The organism is Streptomyces sp. NPDC006743 (assembly GCF_040703815.1).
In the GTDB taxonomy this organism is placed as follows: Bacteria; Actinomycetota; Actinomycetes; order Streptomycetales; family Streptomycetaceae; genus Streptomyces.
The window spans coordinates 93,474-115,527 of sequence record NZ_JBEYJA010000018.1; the positions used below are offsets into that span (position 1 = coordinate 93,474).

Here is a 22,054-nt window from a genome sequence, read left to right on the forward strand (position 1 = left end):
GCTGCGGCGGGGCGCCCCGGTGCGGTGGCTGCTGCGGGGTTCCCGGTGACTGCTACAGGACCGCCCCCGGTGCGGCCGGTGCGTGCCCGGGCGGGCCGGTGCGGGTGCGCTGGGGTCGGCCGGGTCCGCGCGGCGAGGCCGCGTACCGGAACGCCGGCGCGCCCGCAGGGGCGGGGCCGGTCAGAGCCAGCCCTTCTCCCTCGCGATGCGGACCGCCTCCGCCCGGTTCCTGACCGCCAGTTTCTGGATCGCGGTGGAGAGGTAGTTGCGGACGGTGCCCTGGGAGAGGTGGAGGGCGGCGGCCAGTTCGGCGTTGGTGGAACCGTCGGCGGCGGCGCGCAGGACCTCGCGTTCGCGGTCGGTCAGCGGGTTGGCGCCCTCCGCGAGGGCCGCGGCGGCGAGCGTGGGGTCGATGACCCGCTCACCGGCGAGCACCTTGCGCACGGCCTCGGCGAGCTGGGCGGCCGGGGCGTCCTTGACGAGGAAGGCGTCGGCGCCCGCCTCCATGGCGCTGCGCAGGTAGCCGGGGCGGCCGAAGGTGGTGAGGACGACCAGCCGGACGGCGGGCAGTTCCTGGTGGAGCCGGGCCGCCGCCTCGATGCCGGTGCAGCCGGGCATCTCGATGTCGAGCAGGGCCACGTCGATGTCGTGGGCGTGCGCGGCGGCCACGACCTCGTCCCCGCGCGCCACCTGGGCGACGACCTCGATGTCGTCCTCCAGGCCGAGCAGTGCGGCCAGTGCCTCGCGGACCATCGACTGATCCTCGGCGAGGAGAACCCTGATCGTGCTGCTCATGCCGGGGATCCTACGTGCCCCGGTGCGGCGGCCGGCACCCGGGCGACCAGCCGGAACCCGCGCCCGGCCCGGCCCGCCTCCAGCATGCCGCCCGCCTTCTCCAGGCGCTCCTGGAGGCCGGTCAGGCCGTTGCCGGGCCCGTTGCCCGGGCCGCCCGTGCCGTCGTCCTCCACGGACAGTTCGAGCATCGGCCCGTCCAGGGTCTGGCGGCGGACGACCTCGACCGCGCAGCGCCGGGCGCCGCTGTGCCGTACGACGTTGGTGACGGCCTCGCGCAGCGCCCAGGCGAGCGCGGCCTCGCTCTCCTCGGGGACGCCGGTGAGGTCGGGCTCGGCGGGCAGTGCGGGGCTCACCCCGGCCGCCGTCAACGCGACCTGGGCACCGGCCAGTTCGGCGGTCAGGCGGGGCCGCCGGTAGCCGGTGACGGCCTCGCGCACGTCGACCAGGGCCTGCCGGCTGACCTGCTCGATGTCGGCGACCTGCTGGGCGGCCTTGTCCGGGTGGGCGGGGAGCATCCGGCCGGCCAGCTCGCTCTTCAGCGTGATCAGGGAGAGCGAGTGGCCGAGCAGGTCGTGCAGGTCACGGGCGAGGCGCAGGCGCTCCTCGTTGGCGGCGAGCTGGGCGACGGTGGCGCGGGCCTGGCGCAGTTCGACCGTCGTGCGCACCAGTTGCCGTACGCCGCTCATCGCGAAGCCGACGAGCAGCACCAGCAGGACCAGCGTCCACATGTCCCCCGCGCCGACGACCTGGCCGACGGCCAGCATCACCGCCGTGGTCAGCGGGATCGTCCAGGAGGCGACGCGCAGCGGGAACGCCGTGCCGCACACCACCGCGACGTACACGAACAGGCCGACCCATGCGCTGCCGAGGGTCAGGCTCAGCGCCACCGCGAGGACCCCGAGGACGGCGACCAGGCAGACGAGGACCCGCTGCGGGAAGGGCCGGCCCATGTTGCGGAAGATCAGCGCCAGGTAGGTGCCGGTGAAGGCGGCCAGACCGGCCCAGCCACCGGCGGTGGCCCCCGGCGTGTGGGCGCCCGCGGCCAGGTCGCGCACCGGCGAGCTGAGGAAGATCAGCCAGGGCAGGATCCACACCAGCTTGCGCCAGGCCTCGCCCAGGTCGCGGGGCGGCTCCCCCATGCGCAGCAGCCGGTCCTGGCGGGCTTCCCCGATGCGGTCGTCCGTCATGGCGCTCACGCCTTCAGCGTGTCCTTCCGGTACAGCCAGGCCGCGCCGCCCGCGAACAGGGCGAAGAAGACGACCAGGATGGTGATGTCCTTGGCGTGCGGGGCCTGGCTCTGTTCGATGGCCTGCCCCAGAGCAGCGTACGCGTGCGTGGGCAGCCACTTCGCGATGTCCTGGAGCCACTGCGGGAAGGTGGTCGAGGGCATCCACAGGCCGCCGAGCAGCGACAGGCCGAAGTAGACGATCATGGTGATCGGGCGGACCGCGTCGCCGCTGGCGAGGTAGCCGATGGCGACCCCGAGCGCGGCGAAGACCAGACTGCCGGCCCAGATCGCGCCGGTGAGGGCGAGCCACTGCCAGGCGTCGAGGCGGACCTGCTTGACGACGGCGGCGACCACGAAGACGACGACGATGGACGGCAGGCTCACCACGGCCGCGCTGGCGGTCTTCGCGAAGACGTAGCCGCGCCCCGGCAGCGTGGTCAGCCGCAGCTGCCGCACCCAGCCGCTCTCGCGCTCCTTGGCGATGCGCTCGCTGTTGCCCATGAGCACGGCGGTCAGGGCGCCGAAGGAGGCCATGGAGACCATCATGTACGTCGGCAGAGTCAGGGCGGTGCCGTCGATCCTGGCGTCGCCGTCGGCCTGGCCGGCGATGATCAGGAACAGGATCGAGGGGTAGAGCACGGAGAAGAACAGGAACTTGCGGTTGCGCAGGGAGCGGGCGATCTCCAGTTTGATCAGGCTGTTCACGACTGCTTGGCCTCCTCGGCCTCGGTGATGGCGACGAACGCCTGCTCCAGACCGAGCCCGGCGACTTCGAGATTGCGGGGGTAGACACCGAGCCCGTACAGGGCGTGGACGGTCGCGTCGGCGTCGGAGGACTGGATGCGGACGGTCTGGCCGCTGACGTCGAGGGAGGTCAGGAAGGGCAGGCCGCGCAGGACGGACTCGTCGATGGCACCCTCCAGGTCGAAGGCGATCCGCCGGGCGCCCGCCTTCGCCTTGATCTCGGCGGCGGTGCCGTCGGCCAGCAGCCTGCCCCGGTGCAGCACCAGCACCCGGTCGGCGATGGCGTCGGCCTCTTCCAGGTAGTGGGTGGCGAACAGGACCGTACGGCCCTGGTCGGCCTGCTCGCGCATGGTGGCCCAGAAGGCCTGGCGGGCGGAGACGTCCATGCCGGTGGTCGGCTCGTCCAGCACGATCAGGTCGCTGTCACCGGCGGTGGCGAGGGCGAAGCGGACGCGCTGGGCCTGGCCGCCGGAGAGCTTGTTGACCTTGCGGTCGGCGATCTGCGTGATCCCCGCGCGGGCCAGCACGTCGTCCGCCTTGTACGGCTTGGGGTGCAGGGCGCAGGCGAGCTTCACCAGCTCGGCGACGGTGACCTCGTCCATCAGTCCGCCGCTCTGCAGCATGGCACCCACGTGGCCGGCGACGATGGCCTCGCGCGGGCCGGTCCCGAAGACGGCGACGGATCCGCTGTCGGGGTTCTTGAGGCCGAGGAGCAGGTCGAGGGTGGTCGACTTGCCCGCGCCGTTCGGGCCGAGCAGCGCCACGGTCTCCCCCGGGTACAGGGCGAGGCTCAGCCCGTCCACGGCCCGTACGTTCCCGTAGCTCTTGGTCACCTGGTCGAACGCCACCACCGCGGTCGCGGTGGCGGTCTGCGCTGTCGTCGTCATGTCCCCATGGTCGCCGGGCGGCCGGGGCGGGCGGCAGTGTCGGGGGTCCTGACGACGGGATGACAGATGTCATGTGCGGGACGGGTGACGGCGGGGCCGGGGGCCGTGGGGCGCGGGGGCTTGGGGAGACGGGGCCCGTAGGGGCGGTGCGGCGAAGGGGCCGCAGAGCGGAGGGGCCCCCACCGCGGAGCGCCCGCACGGCGGAGGCCCCCACGGCGAAGGGGCACCACGGCGGAGGGACCTTCGGTGCGTGGATGCGCTCCGAAGGTCCCTTCGCCGTCGGCGGGCGGTCCGACTGCCGGGACCGGTGCCGGTCAGTCGGGATTGGTGTCGATGATGCCGACCCGGTTGGTCTTGCTGACCAGGGCGGGCCGCAGGGCGGCGATCACGTCCTGGACCGTGACGGGCGTCTTCTGCCCGTTGCCCCGGGTGATCAGCACCCCGTCGAAGACGCCGCCGTAGAGCTGCTTGAGCTTCTCCTGGTCGTAGTACTCGACGAGCTTGCCGTCGACCGCCTTGACCCCGAGGAACTTCCACAGCGACTTCTGCGGGCTCATCGGCAGGCCGTGCGCCGCGTCGGCCCGCACCGTCACCTTGGCCGACATCGCCGGCTCGGCGAACTGCTTCATCATCCGGTCGACCTCCGCGTCGGAGACCGTCGGCTTCCGGGTGGTGGTCGGGACCTGGACCGGTGCGGCCCTGCCCGTCTCCACCTGGGTGCGGTACGCCTGCTCGACCGCCTGCACGGAACGGGCGGCGTCGATGCCCTTGCCCGCCTTGCCGTACACGGCGACGGCCTTGCCCGGCTCGAAGCGGATGGTGCCGTCGGTGGCCGAGCCGGCGCCGCCCGCGGCGCTCTGCAGGGCCGCCTGGAGCTTCTCCTCGTCGACCGGCATCTGCGGCTCGACCACCCGGTGGTTGCCGAACAGGGAGCCGATCACGGAGACGGGGTTGTAGTCGCTGCGCGCCGCCGCGCTCGCCGTCGCCTGGGTGTCGAGCTGGAGGCCCGCCTGGTCGGGCCGGAGACTGACGGTCCTGCCGTCGACGGACAGCTTCAGCGGCTGCTTCTCGTACTTGCCGAAGGCGTCGTCGAGCTTCTTGACGGCGTCGTCGCGGCTGCCGCCGCCGATGTCCACGCCGAGCACGGTGGTGCCCTTGGGCACGTCGGAGTGGTTCATCAGCAGTCCGGCGCCGTAGGCGACGCCCGCGGCGACGACCACCAGGCCGCCGAGCAGCGCGACCTTGCTGCGGCCCTTCTTCTTGGGCGCCTTGGCCGCCTTGGCGGACTTCCCCGGCGAACCGGTGCTCTGCCGGCCCGGCTCGGACGAGGCGGGGGGCGTGGACGATCCCGTACGGGGGCCGCCCGCGACCGGCCGGAACGGTGAGTCGGCCTGGCCGCCCGCGCCGCTGCCGCTGCCGCTGCCGGGGGACACGACGGGCATGCCGCTGGTGACGGTGTGTCCGGAGACGTTGTCCGGCCGGTGGGCGTGGCCGCCCGCGCCCGGCTCGGGAGCGGGCTTCTGCGGGGTGAGGATCGCGGTGTCGTCGCTCAGACCGCCGCCGGGCAGGGCGGAGCCCGGGTGCGCGGGGCCCGGGTGCGCGGTGTGCGCGCCGGGTGCCGCGGGCGTGCGGGGGACTCCCGCGGGGGTGCCGCCGTCGGGCAGCAGGGGGCCGTCGCCGGTCACCGGGCCGCCGGTCGGTCCGGCCGGGCCGGGCGAACCGCCCAGGCCGCCGGGCCCGCCGGGGACGCCCGCGCCGTCGGCCCCGCCGGGGCCGGCGGGGCCCTCGGGTCCGCCCTGACCGCCCTGGCCGTTCTGGCCGTTGCCGGTGAAGAAGGGCAGGTCGTCGCGGCGCGGTTCGCCGCCGGGACGAGAGCCACCGGACAACGGACCCGCGGCCAGCGCCTCGGTGACGTCGAAGGAACCGGTGCCGCCGCCGTGCCCCGGTGCGACCGGGCCGCCGGTGGCGCCGGGCAGGGCGGAGCCCTTGCCGCCGGGGCGGGAGGCTCCGCCGGGCGCCCGCATGGAGCCGACGACACCGCCGGGGCGGGAGGCGGCACCCGGCCTCGTGCCGCCGGAACCGTTCACGCCGGAGGACGCCGCACCGGAGGGTCCGGAGGCGGAGGGTCCGGTACCGGAGCCGCGGGAGGAGCCCGCACCGTTCACGGAGGCGCCGCCCGCCTCCGAACCGCCCGGGATGCCCGCCCCGTTGGTGGCGCCGCCGCCCTGACCGCCCTTGCCGGCGGAGGACTTGCGGGGCGCGAACCAGTCGCTGGTCGCCTTCTCCTCGGCGGGGGCGGCGGATTCGGCGCCGGACGGTGCGCTGCCGCCGCCGGAGGGCGCCGGGGCGCCGCCCGCGGGCCGTACGTCACCGCGGGCGTCGTCACGGCGGGGGCCGCCGTCGCGGGCGCTCCCGGCCAGGCCGGTCACGTCGCCGCCGTCGCCCGGCCGGCCCCCGTGGACGGCCGGCCGGTCACCGGTCCCCGCGGACCTCTCGGCCGTCCCGGTCCCGCTGCCGGACTGCTCGGCCTCGCCGCCCTCGGCGACGGTCTTGCGGACGACCACCGGCGGAATCGGCCGGGATCCGGGGATGTTGATCCGGATCCGGGTCGTCAGCGTGGTCTCGGTCTTGCGTTCCTCCGGCTGCGTGGCCGAACGGCCCGCGGCCGCACCGTCGTCGGAGGGCGCCGGCACACCGTACGGCGGGGTCCCCGAAGGGTAGGCGGCTCCCCCGCGCCCGCTGGGCCCGGAGGACGGAGTGTCAGTTTCACGACTCAAGGCAGGTTCTCCCGGTTGGCTCCGCCGCCCGTCACGACCTCACTCGCGTGGGGGTCCCCCCTGCACGAGCGCAGTCGAGCGTTTGGGGGAAGCTCGGCGGCGCGCACCACCATACTGGCCACTTCAGGCCCTCATCCCGGGACCGCCGGGGAAACCCACACCGGACCCGCACGGGGACTTGGGAAAGAAGTGGTACGTCACTCGCCAAGTCGGGCTTCGCGGCCTTCCGGTTGCCTCCCGCCGCCCCAGGTGGCGCAGATCACAGCCACGGCCATGCCGCCGAGCAGGAAGAGGTAGGAGCCGCCGCCCGCGGCGAAGAAGAAGTCGCCTTCCGGGCGGCTGGCGGTGAGCAGCATGACGGCGACCAGCCAGCCGGCCGCGCCCGCCACGGCCCCGCCACGGCCGCGCATGGCCCGCGCGCCGCCGAGGAAGAGGCCCGCGGACCCGGCGAGGGCGAGGAGCAGCCCGCCGGGGAACCAGGCGGCCTGGACCAGCGCCCCGGCGATGCCGGTCACCGCGCCGAGGACGAAGAGCCCCAGGTAGGCGGCGGCCCGCCCGGCGGAGGGCGGCTTGAGGGGCTGCGCCAGCATGGAACCGCCGCCGCCACTCTGGGCGGGCCGGCGTCCGGACGTGCTCATCGGGCTGCCGCCCCTTCCTCGGTCCCCGCGAACAGATCGCTCTCGACACCGCCGGTGCCCGCCTCGCCGCGCACCAGCTCGTAGTACTCGGTGGTGAACAGGGGCTGCGCGAGCTGGTTGGAGAGCGCGAAGTACGGCTCGGCCACCTCGATCTGGGTGGCGTGGGCGCGCATGGCGGCGGCCTTGGCGGCGGCATGGGCGGGGCCGCCCTCGATCCGCGCGGTGATGCGCTCGTCGTCGACGACACCGGGGACGTCGTCGAGGGTGGCGGCCTTGGCGAAGGGCAGGCCGGGCAGCTCCTGGCCGAGCCGCGCGAAGGCGGCCTCGGCGACGGAACGCGGCACCCGGTTCCAGTACGCCTTCGCGATCCGCCAGGGCGCGCCGAGGTCGGGCCGGACGGCGGGGTCGGCGGCCAGGTCGAGGGCGCGCATGGCGACGCGGTGGGCCTGGATGTGGTCGGGGTGGCCGTAGCCGCCGTTGTCGTCGTAGGTGACGAGGACCTGCGGACGGACCTCGCGGATCACGGCGACGAGGTGCTCGGCGGCCGCGTCGACACCGGCCTGCCAGAAGCAGTCCGGGTCCTCGTTGTCGGCCAGGCCCATCATCCCGGAGTCCTGGTACCGTCCGGCGCCGCCGAGCAGCCGGAAGTCCGTGACCCCGAGTTCTCCCATGGCGGCGGCCAGCTCCTGTCGCCGGTGCGCGCCGAGCGCGGCCCCGCCCAGGTGCCGCAGGCCGTCCGGGATGACCTCACCCCGCTCCCCGAGCGTGCAGGTCACCAGCGTCACCAGCGCGCCCTCGGCCGCGTAGCGTGCCATGGTCGCGCCGTTGTTGATCGACTCGTCGTCGGGGTGCGCGTGCACCAGCAGCAGACGCCGATCGGGCAGTTCCGTCATGCCTCCACCCTACGAGGCACGGGACGCGGCACCGGCCCAGGCCCGCCCCGCGTCCCGGTCCCCCGGAGACTCCACTACTCGAAGATCTGTTCGGCGACCGGCACGGTCACGGCACGAGTGAGCCAGCGCCGCAGCAGCTCGGGATCGTCACAGGCGGTGACCCGCTCACGGACCGCACCGGACACGTCGAGTCCGCGGGTCTCCAGGACGAGGAGGATGTCCTCGGCGCCCTTCTGGACAAGGCTTTCCGCGCGGACTTCGTCCTGAACCTGCGCGCGGACTTCGTCCTGAACCTGCGCGCGGACTTCGTCCTGAACCTGCGCGCGGACTTCGTCCTGAACCTGCGCGCGGACTTCGTCCTGGACTTGCGCTCGGACTTCCGCACGGACTTCCTCAGCGAGGTACGACTTGTAGAAGGAGAGGTCCACGGCCACCAGGTTCCTCCAGATCTCTGCGGCCCGGCGACTGCTGCCCAGGCCTTGTGCGGTGAATTCGATGATCGGGCCGGCGAACGTTTCGGGCACGCCCCGCAGAGCGGCGGACAGGGCCTTCAGTATCCCATCGACGGCCGGTTCCTTCGCGTGGGTGATGACGGACAGCGTGGCCAGTGCCAGGTCCTCACGGGCTTCGGCCGGGTCGGTGATCACAGGCATGTTGTGGGGCCCGGCCACCAGGGGGTGCAGCGTGAGGGCGGGCCACTGCCGGGGCCCGATGGCCACCGGCCGGGAGGCCCACTCGGCTGTGGCCCGGTCCTGGCAGACGACGAGCAGCAAGGGCGGGACCTTGTACTTCGTGTAGAGGTAGGACAGGTAGTACGCCCAGCTGGCGGGCTTGTCCGGATCCTTCCCACGCTGTGCCTCCACGGCCACCAGGAGCGACTCGTCTTCGTCCGAGTCGAAACGCAAAAGGGTGTCGACCCGGCGTTCGACGGGCTGGATCTCGGTGAGATCGCTCGGCAGAACCGCCATGGATGTGGGCTGGACGAACGGAAGGCCCAGGACCTTGGAAACTCCCACGAACAAGCCGGGGTACTCCTGGAAGATGCGGTGCATCGCCTCGTGGGACGAGTTGACCATGCGGTTCCTTGTTCGTTCTTTCCCTACGGGATTCTTGTCACCTCGGTAACGTGAGAACAGGCGTTCTGGTTACGCCACGCTCGGTTCCGCCCAGACCGTCTTGCGCCGGAAGCGCTCCTCGGCGACGCCCCAGCGGTCGGCGAGGGGGGCGACGAGCAGCAGGCCGCGGGCGGACTCCGCCACGGAATGCCGGTCGGACGCGGGATCGGGCAGCACCGGCTGCCGGTCACCGCGCGTGTCGGTCACCTCGACACGCGGCATGCGCCCGACGAAGCAGAGCCTGATGAGGCGGAAGCTGCGGCCGGGCAGGCGGCCCTGTGTGACCGCGTTCGCCGCCGGCTCCGCCGCGACGTGCCGCCGCCTCACAAGGAGTACCGGCGATGCCCCGCTCACGGAGCTGATCGGCCGCGAGCAGTCGGGCGAGGCGGGCGCATGGCGACGTGGAGGACAGCAGGATGCGGAAGTGGCAAACCGAACTTGCTGCGAGGTGCACTGACGGCGAGGGGCTCGCCCGGCGGACCCGGCGAGCCGCACGCGCCGGCCTGTCAGGTCGGGAACTCCCCCAGCCAGTCGTGCTGGAGCAGGTGCCTGGGCAGGTACTCGGACTCGACGCCGATGGGCATCTTGCCGTCGTAGGCCAGGGAGGCGATGGCCAGCGGACCGAGAGCGATGCTGCCGTCGATGTCGCGGGCCCGGTCCTCGTTCAGCGTCCAGTACATCTGGTGCAGCTTGAGGGCGTCCACCAGAGCGGGCGTGAAGCCCTCCTCGTCCCTGCGGACGAAGTGGTAGAAGAGGTTGATCGGCGGATACAGGACGCCCTGGAGCAGGTCGCGGGGAGCGATCGTGGCCACCGCCGGGTCCGACGCCTCGAAGGTGGCGGTCAGCTTCTCCACCAGACCGGGGCGCCGCAGCCAGTACGTCTGCAACGTGTCCACCCAGTGGTAGACGTACTCGTCGTACTGCCCCTCGGGCGACCGCAGCCGCTCCAACGGGATCTCACACAACTCCGTCATCCGCTGCCGCTCACGGCAGATGACGGCCAGCCAGAAGGCGGTGAGCCAGTTGCCCGCGTCCGCGGTGGACAGCGGACCGACGGCGGGAAGGCTCCGCACCTTCCTGTCGATCCGGCACTCGACCGTCCCCTCGCTCGCCCCGGTCACCGCGAACAGCGCGGAACCCAGCTGCATGGCGGTGACCGCCGCTTCCCACGTCTCCACCGCCGCCGCCGACGGGTCGGTCACACAGCGGGCGGACAGCAGCAGCAGACTCGCGCTGAACGTCGAGTCGATCAGCTCGGAGGAGTTTTCAAGATCTTCGACCTCCTCCGCCAAGTGCCCGCTCAGACGCTCCGAGTACCGCTCCGCCTCCGGCCCGTCCGACAGGCCGTGCCGGGAAATATGTACGGTCACGAGAGAGTCCCCTTGCTGATGTCGAACCGTCGGTATTGATAGCCGCTGTAAATTCCAGCGTTCTTCTCACCCTTCACCACTACATACTCCAGCTTACCTTCCTTCATCGCCCTCCTGATGTCGGCCACCAGCTCGAACTCCCCACGCTTCCTCATGACACGAATGATGTCGTCGAAATACTCCCGGCTCCCCTGAGAAACCTGCCTACCCGTCGCCAGCGTCCGCCGCCCGAGTTCCGTCCCCGTGCTGCTCTTCGCCTCCACCACGACCACGCGCCCGTCCTCGTGCGTCCACACCTGGTCGAACTGGTCGTTGCCGTTCTTCGGCCCGAGCAGCGGCTGTTTCTCGAAATCCGGATAGCGTTCGGCGATGTAATGGTATTCGGCCGTCTGCTCCCCGAACACCTCGGTCGCATCACCCATCACGGTATGGGATTCCCTGTACGCTCCCTTGGCCTCGCCCCATTGGGCGGCCGTATCGATCGTGCCGTGCATTTCATGGGCCCGGCCCGTCTCGGCCTTCCATTCCGAAATCAGGTTGTCCCACTGGATGGCCAGATGCCGATCCAGTGCCGCCTTTCTCAGAAGGTCGAGTCTCGAACGGTCGGTGACCGTGTCCGCTCCGACCCGGATGTAGCCGTCGTCGAGAAAGTGCGGGGCGGGCGGCTCGGGAACGTCCTTCGCCCGGATCAGCGGGGCACCGTCTCCCCACCGCGTGAGCTGAGGCGGCGTGTACCCGCTCTCGTCGTACAGGGACAGGCTCTTGCGGGTGCCGTCCTTGCGGTAGTAGTGCTCGAAATAGCCGGGCTCGTGGTTGGCCCGGTAGACCTGGATGTCCTCGATCTGCTCCCGGGTAAGCGTTCCGCGGGGGCCGTAGGGATGGGCTCCCTCGCGCATGAAGTCCGGGCGCCGGCCCCCGGACGGCGGGCCGGCGGCACCGCTGCGGTCGCCGTGACCGGGCACGTTCTGCATCTGGTCCGGACCCGACGGTCCACCGTGGTCGGGCAACGCGCCGCCGGTGCCGTGTCCGCCCTGCACGTCCCGGCCGCTGCCACCGGCGCCGTCCGTCCCGGTGTGCGGCGGACGCCCGCCCTCTCCCCCGTGCACACCGACCGGCTGGTGCTCCGGCACACCGGCCGAGCCGTCGTGCGCCTCGGCCGCCCGTTCCCGCGCCGAGCCCTCCCGCGCCATGTCGTCCAGCGACTGCCGGACCGTGCCGTCCGCGTTGCGGAGCACCATCGTCCGCGTGTCGAGGTAGACGACCCGGCCGGCGTGCTCCATGCGGACGGAGTTCTCGGGGGAGAGTCCGGCGGGCAGCTCCTCCCTGGCCAGCGGCTGGTCGACGATCTCGTACGTCCGGCCGGCCAGTTCGACGTAGGTGCCCTTCGTGACGCCCCGCAGGCTCGCCATCACGTCACCGACCTTGGTCAGGCCGAGGCCCGCCGCCTTCGCCACGTACGTCATCGGGTCGACGACACGGCCCGCCTTGCCGGCGAGGGAGATGGCCTTCGCGATGCTCCCCGTCTTCGCGGCCGTGCCGGCCCCGCCCGTGAGGACCGTCGTCACGACGTTGAAGGTGACCGCACCGGCCGCGCGGGCCGGGTTCTTGCCCCACTCGTCCCAGGCGAGCAGGGCCTTGCCCGTCTCCTTGACCGCACGCCGGGACTCACGCAGCCACGTCGGGAGCTGGTCGTCGTCGGCCGTCCAGTACGCGGCCGGGGCGACCACCGTCAGGGCGATGCCCGTCAGCAGCTGTCCCAGGCCCTTCCATGCCTGGCCGGCCGCGTCCCAGCCGTCCACACCCACAAGGGTGCCCAGGCCGCGGATGGTGCCCCAGACGCCGTCGACGAAGAAGCCCTTGACGAAGTTCCAGGCGTGCTGGTCGATCCGGTACCAGGGGGTCTCCTCGTCGACCGGGTCGCCCCACGGCAGGCCCTGCGCCTGGTCGAGGTCCTCGGCCCGGTAGCCGTACATGCCCTTCTTGTGCGAACCGTCGTCCACCGTCAGCGGATCGCCGCCGACGAGTTTGACGATCTTGGCGTGGCAGTCGCGTTCGGCGGCCTGGAAGGCGGCCCAGGTGGCGTCGACCTGCGAGCGGCGGTCGTTGTTCTCCTCGACCTTGTCGCCGTCCTCCTGCCAGTCGTCGTCGTGCGCGACCGACGCACGGAAGGCGCGGGCCTCCTGGCGCAGCCGGTCCAGTGTGGCCACCAGCGGCCGTACCTCGTCCGCGTACGCGGCCAGGGCGCTCGCGACGGTCCCCAGCTCGTCGCAGAGTTCGTCACCCGCCGCGGCCACCGGCTTCGTCGTGGCGAACAGCTTCTCCGCCTCGGGGGCCTTGTAGTACGCCGACAGGGAGTTGAAGGTGCTGTCGATGCGCGCGCCCGCGTCCCACAGGGCCGCCGCGTCCGTGCCGATGGCCGACACGTCCTTGTCCAGCTGATCCAGGTTGCCGGTGAACTCGGGTATCTCGTCGGGGTCCAGGGCCTGTCCGCTCACGCTCCGCCGCCCTTCGGCATGTCGGGCTTCGGTGCCTTCAGGGCGCTGCGCTGGGCCTCGGCGGCCATCTCCAAGTCGCCGTGGACGTAGGCGCGGGTCGCCTCGGCGGCCCCCCGGACGGACTCGGCGGTGCGGCGGGCCATGAAGGCCAGCTTCTTCTGCCGTTCGGAGAGGTACTGCGCCAGCGCCGCCCCCACCGGGCCGGTGGGCACCCGTGACTGTCCCGGCGCGACCGGGCCGACCAGCGGCCCGTTGAACTGCCCGCCCGGCACCGCGGTGCCCGCCGAACTCGCCGCGCGCATCAAGTCGTTCATCACCGCGGTGGCGGCCTTGTCCAGGTCGCCGCCCGCTTCACCGGTCATCGTGAGCGCTGCCTGCACGCCCACGGGACTGATGTCCCACCCCGTCATCCTGAGCCCCCGCTCGACGCCCCACGCAGATACGTTTCGCCGGCTCCTCCGCCTCGCAGTACGGCGCCAGAGCCGCCGGGCGCGAAAGGAAGGAACGATCGATCATTTGTATCAAGGGGATCCCGGACGGCCTCAACCCGAATCAGGCCGGACCGTCCGCGTCGCGCCGGATGGCCAGGGACCGGGCGGGAAGCCTGCGGCCTCGCCGCCCCCTCGCCGCGCCGGGAGAAGACGACTGCGGGACGCCGCTCCGGGAGAAGACGGCTATGGGACGCCGTTCCGGGAGAAGACGACGGCGGGACGCCGGGGTCAGGCGGAGCCCGCTCAGTCCGCCCGGAGCCGCTCGGGCGCCTCAGAACTTCAGGCTGCCGATCATCCCCGCCACGTTCTTGGTCAGTTCGCTGATCGTCGGAGCGACCGTCGAAGAGGCCAGGTAGAAGCCGAGGAGGACGCACACGACCGCGTGACCTCCCTTCAGCCCCGACTTCTTGATCAGCAAGAAGACGATGATCGCCAGCAGCACCACCGCCGAAATCGAGAGTGCCACGGCGGCTCACCTCCAAAGATCCCAGGACGCGGGGGGTGTCGGGGGGTCGGACTATGGGGGCAGATAAATCCACGCAACGGTCAGCAGGTTCATACCCACTATGCGCTAACGATCATAACTATCCGCACGCGCGCATCGCTCGGCGCACGGCCGCACAAGGGGGCGCATGGCCAATATGGTCTTGGTATGACGACCGAGCCTGTCTCCTTCCCCCGGCAGCACGCACGCACCCAGCGGTTCACGCTCGGCGCACCGCGCGCCTTCACCGTCGCTCCCGACGCCTCCCGCGTCGTGTTCCTGCGTTCCGACTCCGGTACGGACCGGGCCAGTTCACTGCGGGTCCTGGACCTGGCCGAACGCCGGGAGCGCGTGGCCGCGGACCCGCGCACCCTCCTCGGTGGCGCCCTGGAGAACCTCTCGCCCGAGGAACGCGCGCGCCGCGAGCGCACCCGTGAGGGCGGTGCGGGCATCGTGGGCTATGCCACCGACAACGCCGTGGAGTTGGCGTCCTTCGCCTTGTCGGGCCGGCTGTTCACGGCCGAGCTGCGGGCGGGCACGGCACGTGAACTGCCCGTATCCGGGCCGGTGATCGACCCGCGCCCGTCCCCGGACGGGCGGCACATCGCCTACGTCGCCGCCGGCGCGCTGCGGGTGGTCGGCGCCGAGGGCGAGGGCGACCGGGCGCTCGCCGAGCCCGAGTCCGGCACCGTCACCTACGGCCTCGCGGAGTTCATCGCGGCCGAGGAGATGCACCGCTACCGGGGCTTTTGGTGGGCGCCGCAGTCGGACCGGCTGCTCGTGGCGCGTGCGGACGAGGCACCGGTGCACCAGTGGTGGATCTCCGATCCGGCGCGGCCCGAGCGGGAACCCCGCCAGGTCCGGTACCCGGCCGCGGGAACGCCCAACGCCGACGTACGGTTGTTCGTGATCGGCCTGGACGGGGCGCGCACGGAGGTCTCCTGGGACCGGGCCCGCTACCCGTACCTGGCGAGTGTGCACTGGTCAGCGGCGGGTGCGCCGCTGCTCCTGGTGCAGGCGCGGGACCAGCGCAGCCAGCTGTACCTGGCCGTGGACGCGGACTCGGGCGCGACCCGCATGGTGCACGCGGACGAAGATCTAGATTGGCTTGATCTTTTCCCCGGTGTGCCGTGCTGGAGCCCCTCCGGGCAGCTCGTGCGCCTGGCGGACGAGGGGGGAGCGCGGGTCCTGGCGGTCGGCGAACGCCCGCTGACCGGCGCGCAGTTGCACGTCCGGGCGGTACTCGACGTCGCCGAGGGCGATGTCCTCGTCTCCGCCTCCGCGGGCGAGGAGGCCACCGCGGCGGAGACCGGCGAGACGCACGTGTACCGGGTCAACGAGCTGGGCGTGGAGCGCGTCAGCCAGGAGCCCGGCGTGCACACGGCCGTGCGCGCGGGCGACGTGACCGTGCTGGTGTCGGCGACCCTGGACCGGCCGGGTTCCCGGGTGCGGGTGCTGCGGGCCGGCGAGGAGGTGGCGTTCATCGCCTCGCACGCCGAGGTGCCCGCCGTCACCCCGCGCGTGACCCTCACCGAGGGGGGCGCACGCCGAATTCCGTGCGCCGTGCTTATGCCTACGGACTACCCCCGTGACACAGCCACGGCCGCCCCCCTGCCCGTCCTCCTGGACCCCTACGGCGGCCCGCACGGTCCCCGGGTGATGGCCGCGCACAACGCGTACCTCACCTCCCAGTGGTTCGCCGACCAGGGCTTCGCGGTGGTCGTCGCCGACGGCCGCGGCACCCCGGGCCGCTCCCCCGCCTGGGAGAAGGCGGTCCACCACGACTTCACCGTCACCCTGGACGACCAGATCGAGGCGCTCCAGGACCTCGCCAAGACCCATCCGCTCGACCTCGGCCGGGTGGCGATCCGCGGCTGGTCCTACGGCGGCTACCTCTCCGCCCTCGCCGTGCTGCGCCGCCCGGACGTCTTCCACGCGGGCATCGCCGGCGCCCCGGTCACCGACTGGCGCCTGTACGACACCCACTACACCGAGCGGTACCTGGGCGACCCGGCCGCGGACCCGGGGCCGTACGAGCGGTCCTCCCTCGTCACCGAGGACGGCGCCCTGTCCGCGCCCGCCGCGCCGCACCGCCCGCTGATGATCGTGCACGGCCTGGCCGACGACAACGTGGTGGTCGCCCACGCCCTGCGGCTCTCCTCCGCGCTGCTCGCCGCCGGCCGGCCGCACGAGGTGCTGCCGCTGTCGGGAGTCACCCACATGACCCCGCAGGAACAGGTCGCGGAGAACCTGCTGCTGCTCCAGGTGGACTTCCTCAAGCGGTCGCTCGGCCTCGGCGGCTGACCGGACCCGACGGCCGGACACGGCGACGGGCCGGACACGCCCGCCCCGCAAGGGCGGAGAGCGCGCCCGGCCCGTCAACGGCACCCGCACGGCCGTACGGTCCCAGCCTGCCGCCGGTGCGTCTCGGCACCGTTTCCCCGAGGTTTCCCGCGTGTCAACGCACGGTCTGCCGCTCCGCCGCGAAGTGGCACGCCGAGTCGTGGGCCGCCGGGCCGCCCGCGCGGCGGAACTCCTCGGGGACGGCCAGCAGCGGCACCTCCCGCGCACAGCGCTCGCGGGCCTTGAAGCAGCGGGTGCGGAAACGGCAGCCGGAGGGGATGTCCGCCGGGGACGGCACGTCACCGGTGAGGATGATCCGCTCGCGGCGCTCGCGGGCCTCCGGGTCCGGCACCGGAACCGCCGACAGCAGCGCCTGCGTGTACGGGTGCGTCGCGTGGTCGTAGATCTGCTCGTCCGTGCCCGTCTCCACGATCCGGCCCAGATACATGACGGCGACCCGGTCGGAGATGTGCCGCACGATCGACAGGTCGTGCGCGATGAAGACGTAGGAGAGGTCGAACTCCGCCTGGAGCCGCTCCATCAGGTTGATCACCTGGGCCTGCACGGAGACGTCGAGGGCGGAGACCGGCTCGTCGGCGACGATGACCTCCGGGCGCAGGGCGAGGCCGCGGGCGATGCCGATGCGCTGGCGCTGACCGCCGGAGAACTGGTGCGGGTAGCGGTTGATGTACTCGGGGTTGAGACCGACGACGTCCAGCAGCTCCTGCACCTTGCGGCGCCGGTCGCCCTTCGGGGCCACCTCGGGGTGGATCTCGTACGGTTCGCCGATGATGTCGCCCACCGTCATGCGCGGGTTGAGCGAGGTGTACGGGTCCTGGAACACCATCTGGATGTTGCGGCGGACCGCCTTCAGCGCGCGCCCGGACAGCTTGGTGATGTCCTGGCCTCGGTAGCGGATCTGCCCGGCCGTGGGCCGTTCCAGATGGCACAGCAGCTTGGCCACCGTGGACTTGCCGCAGCCGGACTCGCCCACGATGCCCAGGGTCTCGCCGCGGCCGAGGGTGAAGTCGACGCCGTCGACCGCCCTGACCGCGCCGATCTGCTTCCTGAAGAGGATGCCCCGGGTGAGCGGGTAGTGCTTGACGAGACCGGTGACCTCCAGGAGCGGCTCAGCCATCCAGGCACTCCCTCCAGAAGTGGCAGGCGGACCCGCGCTGTTCGCCGACGTCGTACAGCGGCGGTACGTCGGTGCGGCACACGTCGCGGGCCATCGGGCAGCGCGGGTGGAAGGCACAGCCGGAGGGGATGCGGGTGAGGCTGGGCGGCAGGCCCTTGATGGCGTACAGCTCGCGGCCCTTGTGGTCCAGGCGCGGGATGGAGTCCAGCAGGCCCTTCGTGTACGGGTGCGCGGGTGCCTTGTAGAGGTCGTGGACGGGGGCGGTCTCCACGATGCGGCCCGCGTACATCACCGCGATCCTGTCCGCGACGTCGGCCACCACGCCCAGGTCGTGGGTGATCAGGACGAGCCCCATGTCGTACTCGCGCCGCAACTCGGCCAGCAGGTCCATCACCTGGGCCTGGACCGTCACGTCGAGGGCCGTGGTCGGCTCGTCGGCGATGATCAGGTCCGGCTCCAGGGCCAGCGCCATGGCGATCATGATGCGCTGGCGCATGCCGCCGGAGAACTGGTGCGGGTAGTCGCGCACGCGCTGGGCGGCGGCCGGGATGCGCACCCGGTCCATCAGCTCGACCGCCCTGGCCCGCGCGGCCTTGCGGGACATGCCCCGGTGCACGGTGAACATCTCGCCGAGCTGGTCGCCCACGGTGAGCACCGGGTTGAGGGCGGACAGCGCGTCCTGGAAGATCATCGCGATCCCGGCGCCCCGGATCCGCCGCCGCTCGTCCTCCGGCAGCTTCAGCAGGTCCCGGCCGCGGAAGAGGATCTCGCCGCCGGTGATGCGGCCGGGCGGCATGTCGAGGATGCCCATGACCGCCTGCGCGGTCACGGACTTGCCGGAGCCGGACTCGCCGAGCACGGCGAGGGTCTGGCCCGCGTCCACCTCGTAGGTGACGCCGTTGACGGCGTGGGCGACGCCGTCGCGGGTGCGGAACTCCACGTGCAGGCCGCGGACTTCGAGCAGCATCGCGCCGTCACCTCAGCTTCGGGTCGAGGGCGTCGCGGACCGCGTCGCCGAGCATGATGAAGGCCAGCACGGTGACGGCCAGCGCGCCGGCGGGCCACAGCAGCGCGTGCGGGGCGTTGCGGACGTAGGGCGAGGCGGCGGAGATCTGGATGCCCCAGGAGACGCTCGGCGGTTTCAGCCCGACGCCCAGGTAGGACAGGGTGGCCTCCAGGGCGATGTACGTGCCGAGCGCGATGGTGGCGACCACGATCACGGGGGCGACGGCGTTGGGCGCGATGTGGCGCAGCAGGATCCGGCTGTCGGGGGCACCGAGGGCGCGGGCGGCCTGCACGTAGTCGTGCTGTCGGGCGGTGATGACGGAGCCGCGGGCGATGCGGTAGATCTGCGGCCAGCCCAGCAGCACGATGAACCCGACGACGGGCCAGACGGTGTTGCTGGTGACCACGGACAGCAGGACCAGGCCGCCGAGGACGACGGGGATGGCGAAGAAGATGTCGGTGACGCGGGAGAGGACCGCGTCCCAGGCCCCGCCGAAGTAGCCGCCGAGGGCGCCGAGGACGGAGCCGAGGACGGCGACGCCGAGGGTGGCGCAGACACCGACGGTGACGGAGGCGCGGGCGCCGTGCACGGTGCGGGTGTAGACGTCGCAGCCCTGGCCGTCGAAGCCGAAGGGGTGGCCGGGCGAGGAGCCGTCCTGCGCGCGGGCCAGGTCGCAGGACAGCGGGTTGCCGGGGGCGATCAGGGAGGGCCGGATCGCGATGACGACCAGGAAGCAGATCACCAGCGCGGAGAGCAGGAAGACGGGGTTGCGGCGCAGGTCGCGCCAGGCGTCGGACCACAGCGAGCGGGGCCGCTCCTGCGGGCCCGCGCCGTCCCCGCCGTCCGGCCCCGGTGCCAGGGTGGTCGCCTCGCTCGCCGCGAGGTCCATCCCGCCGCCCATCCCGGTCCCCGCGACGGCGCCCTCGGGCTCGTAGGGCTGCGGCTGCGGCGGCGGCTGCTCAGGCATAGCGGATCCTCGGGTCGAGTACGGCGTACAGCAGGTCCACGAGCAGGTTGGCGACGAGGAAGACCAGCACGAGGACGGTGACGAAGCCGACGACGGTCTGCGTGTTCTGCCGCAGGATGCCCTGGTAGAGCTGGTAGCCCACGCCGTGGATGTTGAAGATGCGCTCGGTGACGATGGCGCCGCCCATCAGCGCGCCGATGTCGGTGCCGATGAAGGTGACCACGGGGATGAGGGAGTTGCGCAGCAGGTGCCGTACGACGACGCGGCGGCGGGGCAGGCCCTTGGCGACGGCGGTGCGGACGTAGTCGGCGCGCCGGTTCTCGGCGATGGAGGTGCGGGTCAGCCGGGTGACGTAGGCGAGGGAGACGGAGGCGAGGACCAGGCCGGGCACGATCAGTTCGTCGAAGGAGGCCTCCGGCGGGACGGACGGCCGAATCCAGCCCCAGGTGACGCCCAGCAGCAGTTGCAGCAGCAGACCGGTGACGAAGGTGGGCACGGAGATGACGACGAGGGTGAGCAGCAGGACGCCGGTGTCCACGGGCCGGCCGCGCCGCAGGCCGGTCACCACGCCCAGGGTGACGCCGATGACGATCTCCAGGACGATCGCGACGATGGTGAGCCGGATGGTCACCGGGAAGGCGGCGCCCATCAGTTCGGTGACGGGCTGGCCGTTGAAGGCGGTGCCGAAGTCGCCGGTGAAGACGTTGGCCATGTAGGTCGCGTACTGCCGCCACAGCGGCTTGTCGAGGCCGAACTCGCGCTTGAGCTGGGCGGCGGTGGCGGTGTCGCAGGCGCGTTCGCCGCACAGTCCGGCGACGGGGTCGCCCATCACGTTGACCATGACGAAGATGAGCAGGGTGGCCCCGATGAAGACGGGGATCATCTGGAGCAGGCGTCTGACGACGTAGCGTCCCATGGCGGGTCAGCCGACCTTGATCTCGTTGTAGACGGGCACGCTGAACGGGTTGAGGGCCACGTGGTGCAGCCGCTCCGAGTAGCCGGCGCTGCCGTTCTGGTACCAGAGCGGGATGGCGGCCATGTTGTCGCGGACGACGCCCTCGGCCTGCTGGAAGAGCCGGACGGCCTGCGCCTTGCCGGTCTCGGCGTTGGCCCGGTCGACGAGGCGGTCGAACCGCTCGTTCGACCACTTGCCGTCGTTGGAGGAGGCGTCGGTGTAGTACAGCGGCTGGAGGAAGTTCTGGATGAGCGGGTAGTCCATCTGCCAGCCGGCCCGGAAGGGGCCCGGCATGCGGTGCTGGGAGATCTGGTTGCGGAAGTCGGCGAAGGTGCCGACCGGGTTGCCGACGCACGCGCGGTCGTTGCCGAGCGTGTTGTTGATGGAGTTGCACACCGCGTCCACCCACTCCTTGTGCGAGCCGGTGTCCGCGTTGTACGTGATCCGCACCTGGCCGCCGGGCAGCCCCCCGCCCTCCTGGACCAGCCGCTTCGCCTCGGCGGGGTGGTACTCGCAGGCCTTGCCGCACAGTCCGGCCTGGAAGCCGCCGTCCCTGCCGAGCACCGGTGAGGTCCAGTCGGTGGCGGGGGTGCGGGTGCCGCGGAAGAGGGTCTTGGTGATCTGCGCCCGGTTGATGGCCATGGACAGACCGGTGCGGACCTTGCGGGCGCCGTCGCTGTTCCACGCCTTGTCGTAGAACGGGAAGGCGAGGGTCTGGATGATGCCGGCCGGGGTGTTGATGTAGCGGCCGTCCAGGTCCTTGGTGACGTTCTTGAGCTGGCTGGCGGGGATGTCGTCGACCAGGTCGAGGTTGCCGGCCAGGACGTCGGTGTAGGCGGTGTTGTTGTCGGTGTAGACGAGCAGGGTCACGCCCTCGTTGAGCGCCTTGTCCGGGCCCGGATAGCGGTCCCACTTCTTCAGGTACATCTGGGCGCCCTTGGTGTAGGACGCGATGGTGTACGGTCCGTTGCCGACGGGCTTGGACAGCCATGCCCTGTGGTCGGTGAAGAAGGTCCTCGGCAGCGGGGCGAAGGCGGCGTAGCCGAGGGTGTCGGGGAAAGTGGAGAACTTCTGGCCCAGCCGGACGGTGAAGGTCCGCGGGCCGGTGACCTTCAGTCCGCTCAGCGTGTCGGCGCTCTGCGTGCCGCTCTGCGGATGCACCTTGTCGTAGCCGTCGATGTAGCCGAAGAAGTACGCGTTCTTCTGGTTGTTCTTCAGGCTCGCGCCGTAGTTCCAGGCGTCGACGAAGGACCGCGCGGTGACGGGCTCTCCGTTGCTGAACGTCCAGCCGGGCCTGACGGTGATCGTGTAGTTCTGCGAGTCGGCCGTCTCGATCCGCTCGGCGAGCATGTTCTCGGCCTTGCCGGTGCGCGGGTTGTACCGCTTCAGTCCGCGGAAGACCATGTCGAGGACCTTGCCGCCCTGCACCTCGTTGGTGTTGGCGGGCTCCAGCGGGTTCTGCGGGTCGCCCCAGGAGGAGCTGAGGACGCCGGCCCCGGCACCCGTCGCGCCGCCGCACCCCGCGGCCAGCGGCAGCGCGGCCGCCGCCAGCGCCGCACCGGCCCACCGCACGCGGGTGCCTGCACGCATGGGCGCCTCCTCGGGTACGGGACAGGGCACGGTCCGGCCGACGGCTCAGTCCACATATCAGCACATAAGCCGCATATATCCCGTCCGCCTCACCGGGGAGGGCCCGACTCCAGCCGCATGCACGCCCGCCGGGGCCCG

The 22,054-nt window shown here is 72.1% G+C and carries 19 protein-coding genes; 1 reads left to right on the forward strand and 18 read right to left on the reverse strand.

The genetic code is table 11. The annotated features are described in order from the left end of the window. Positions 1 to 180 precede the first annotated feature (180 nt). The 13 genes from ABZ719_RS17465 to ABZ719_RS17525 all read right to left on the reverse strand — a co-directional run bounded on the left by ABZ719_RS17465 (position 181) and on the right by ABZ719_RS17525 (position 13,899). Positions 181 to 795 carry a response regulator transcription factor gene (locus tag ABZ719_RS17465; RefSeq protein WP_366726043.1) on the reverse strand — a complete coding sequence of 205 codons (615 nt, stop codon included), beginning with the start codon at positions 793 to 795 and terminating at the stop codon, positions 181 to 183. Further along, a complete protein-coding gene (locus tag ABZ719_RS17470) occupies positions 792 to 1,982 on the reverse strand; it encodes a histidine kinase (RefSeq protein WP_366726083.1) in 1,191 nt (396 codons plus the stop codon). Before ABZ719_RS17470 ends, ABZ719_RS17465 begins: the two co-directional genes overlap by 4 nt. A gap of 5 nt (positions 1,983 to 1,987) precedes the next feature. Further along, positions 1,988 to 2,728, reverse strand: coding sequence for an ABC transporter permease (locus tag ABZ719_RS17475; protein ID WP_037852146.1), 741 nt, complete (start codon positions 2,726 to 2,728; stop codon positions 1,988 to 1,990). Next, positions 2,725 to 3,654, reverse strand: coding sequence for an ABC transporter ATP-binding protein (locus ABZ719_RS17480; RefSeq protein WP_366726044.1), 930 nt, complete (start codon positions 3,652 to 3,654; stop codon positions 2,725 to 2,727). The genes ABZ719_RS17475 and ABZ719_RS17480 overlap by 4 nt, the downstream gene beginning before the upstream one ends. A 314-nt stretch (positions 3,655 to 3,968) precedes the next feature. Continuing rightward, a complete protein-coding gene (locus ABZ719_RS17485; RefSeq protein ID WP_366726045.1) occupies positions 3,969 to 6,431 on the reverse strand; it encodes a hypothetical protein in 2,463 nt (820 codons plus the stop codon). A gap of 197 nt (positions 6,432 to 6,628) precedes the next feature. Then, entirely contained in the window at positions 6,629 to 7,069 is a 441-nt protein-coding gene (locus tag ABZ719_RS17490) for a DUF6113 family protein (RefSeq protein ID WP_366726046.1), read from the reverse strand. Further along, the gene (gene mshB / locus ABZ719_RS17495) at positions 7,066 to 7,962 is read right to left on the reverse strand and encodes an N-acetyl-1-D-myo-inositol-2-amino-2-deoxy-alpha-D-glucopyranoside deacetylase (RefSeq protein ID WP_366726047.1); all 897 of its coding nucleotides are present in this window, start codon (positions 7,960 to 7,962) and stop codon (positions 7,066 to 7,068) included. Before mshB ends, ABZ719_RS17490 begins: the two co-directional genes overlap by 4 nt. Before the next feature lie 74 nt (positions 7,963 to 8,036). Next, a complete protein-coding gene (locus ABZ719_RS17500; protein ID WP_366726048.1) occupies positions 8,037 to 9,038 on the reverse strand; it encodes a hypothetical protein in 1,002 nt (333 codons plus the stop codon). Positions 9,039 to 9,107: 69 nt separating this feature from the next. Beyond that, complete coding sequence (locus tag ABZ719_RS17505; RefSeq protein ID WP_366726049.1) at positions 9,108 to 9,299, reverse strand: hypothetical protein; 192 nt, start codon at positions 9,297 to 9,299, stop codon at positions 9,108 to 9,110. Between the two features lie 284 nt (positions 9,300 to 9,583). Then, a complete protein-coding gene (locus ABZ719_RS17510; RefSeq protein WP_366726050.1) occupies positions 9,584 to 10,447 on the reverse strand; it encodes an immunity 49 family protein in 864 nt (287 codons plus the stop codon). After that, complete coding sequence (locus tag ABZ719_RS17515) at positions 10,444 to 12,942, reverse strand: hypothetical protein (RefSeq protein WP_366726051.1); 2,499 nt, start codon at positions 12,940 to 12,942, stop codon at positions 10,444 to 10,446. Before ABZ719_RS17515 ends, ABZ719_RS17510 begins: the two co-directional genes overlap by 4 nt. Next, complete coding sequence (locus ABZ719_RS17520; RefSeq protein ID WP_366726052.1) at positions 12,939 to 13,352, reverse strand: DUF6507 family protein; 414 nt, start codon at positions 13,350 to 13,352, stop codon at positions 12,939 to 12,941. The genes ABZ719_RS17515 and ABZ719_RS17520 overlap by 4 nt, the downstream gene beginning before the upstream one ends. A gap of 352 nt (positions 13,353 to 13,704) precedes the next feature. Beyond that, on the reverse strand, positions 13,705 to 13,899 hold the full coding sequence (locus ABZ719_RS17525; RefSeq protein ID WP_037852162.1) for a membrane protein: 195 nt from the start codon (positions 13,897 to 13,899) through the stop codon (positions 13,705 to 13,707). A gap of 186 nt (positions 13,900 to 14,085) precedes the next feature. Here ABZ719_RS17525 and ABZ719_RS17530 point away from each other — a divergent pair, with 186 nt between their 5' ends. Then, complete coding sequence (locus ABZ719_RS17530) at positions 14,086 to 16,221, forward strand: prolyl oligopeptidase family serine peptidase (protein ID WP_366726053.1); 2,136 nt, start codon at positions 14,086 to 14,088, stop codon at positions 16,219 to 16,221. Between the two features lie 154 nt (positions 16,222 to 16,375). On the opposite strand, the gene ABZ719_RS17535 is transcribed toward ABZ719_RS17530, so the two are convergent. Genes ABZ719_RS17535 through ABZ719_RS17555 form a run of 5 tightly spaced genes read right to left on the reverse strand, consistent with a single transcriptional unit; the run spans position 16,376 to position 21,916 of the window. Next, a complete protein-coding gene (locus ABZ719_RS17535) occupies positions 16,376 to 17,398 on the reverse strand; it encodes a dipeptide ABC transporter ATP-binding protein (protein ID WP_366726054.1) in 1,023 nt (340 codons plus the stop codon). Further along, a complete protein-coding gene (locus ABZ719_RS17540; RefSeq protein ID WP_366726055.1) occupies positions 17,391 to 18,365 on the reverse strand; it encodes an ABC transporter ATP-binding protein in 975 nt (324 codons plus the stop codon). Before ABZ719_RS17540 ends, ABZ719_RS17535 begins: the two co-directional genes overlap by 8 nt. Positions 18,366 to 18,372: 7 nt before the next feature. Further along, the gene (locus tag ABZ719_RS17545) at positions 18,373 to 19,371 is read right to left on the reverse strand and encodes an ABC transporter permease (RefSeq protein WP_366726056.1); all 999 of its coding nucleotides are present in this window, start codon (positions 19,369 to 19,371) and stop codon (positions 18,373 to 18,375) included. Then, positions 19,364 to 20,287 (reverse strand): ABC transporter permease, encoded by a 924-nt coding sequence (locus ABZ719_RS17550; protein WP_366726057.1) that lies wholly within the window; start codon positions 20,285 to 20,287, stop codon positions 19,364 to 19,366. Before ABZ719_RS17550 ends, ABZ719_RS17545 begins: the two co-directional genes overlap by 8 nt. Before the next feature lie 6 nt (positions 20,288 to 20,293). Beyond that, entirely contained in the window at positions 20,294 to 21,916 is a 1,623-nt protein-coding gene (locus tag ABZ719_RS17555; RefSeq protein ID WP_366726058.1) for an ABC transporter substrate-binding protein, read from the reverse strand. Between the last annotated feature and the right edge of the window lie 138 nt (positions 21,917 to 22,054).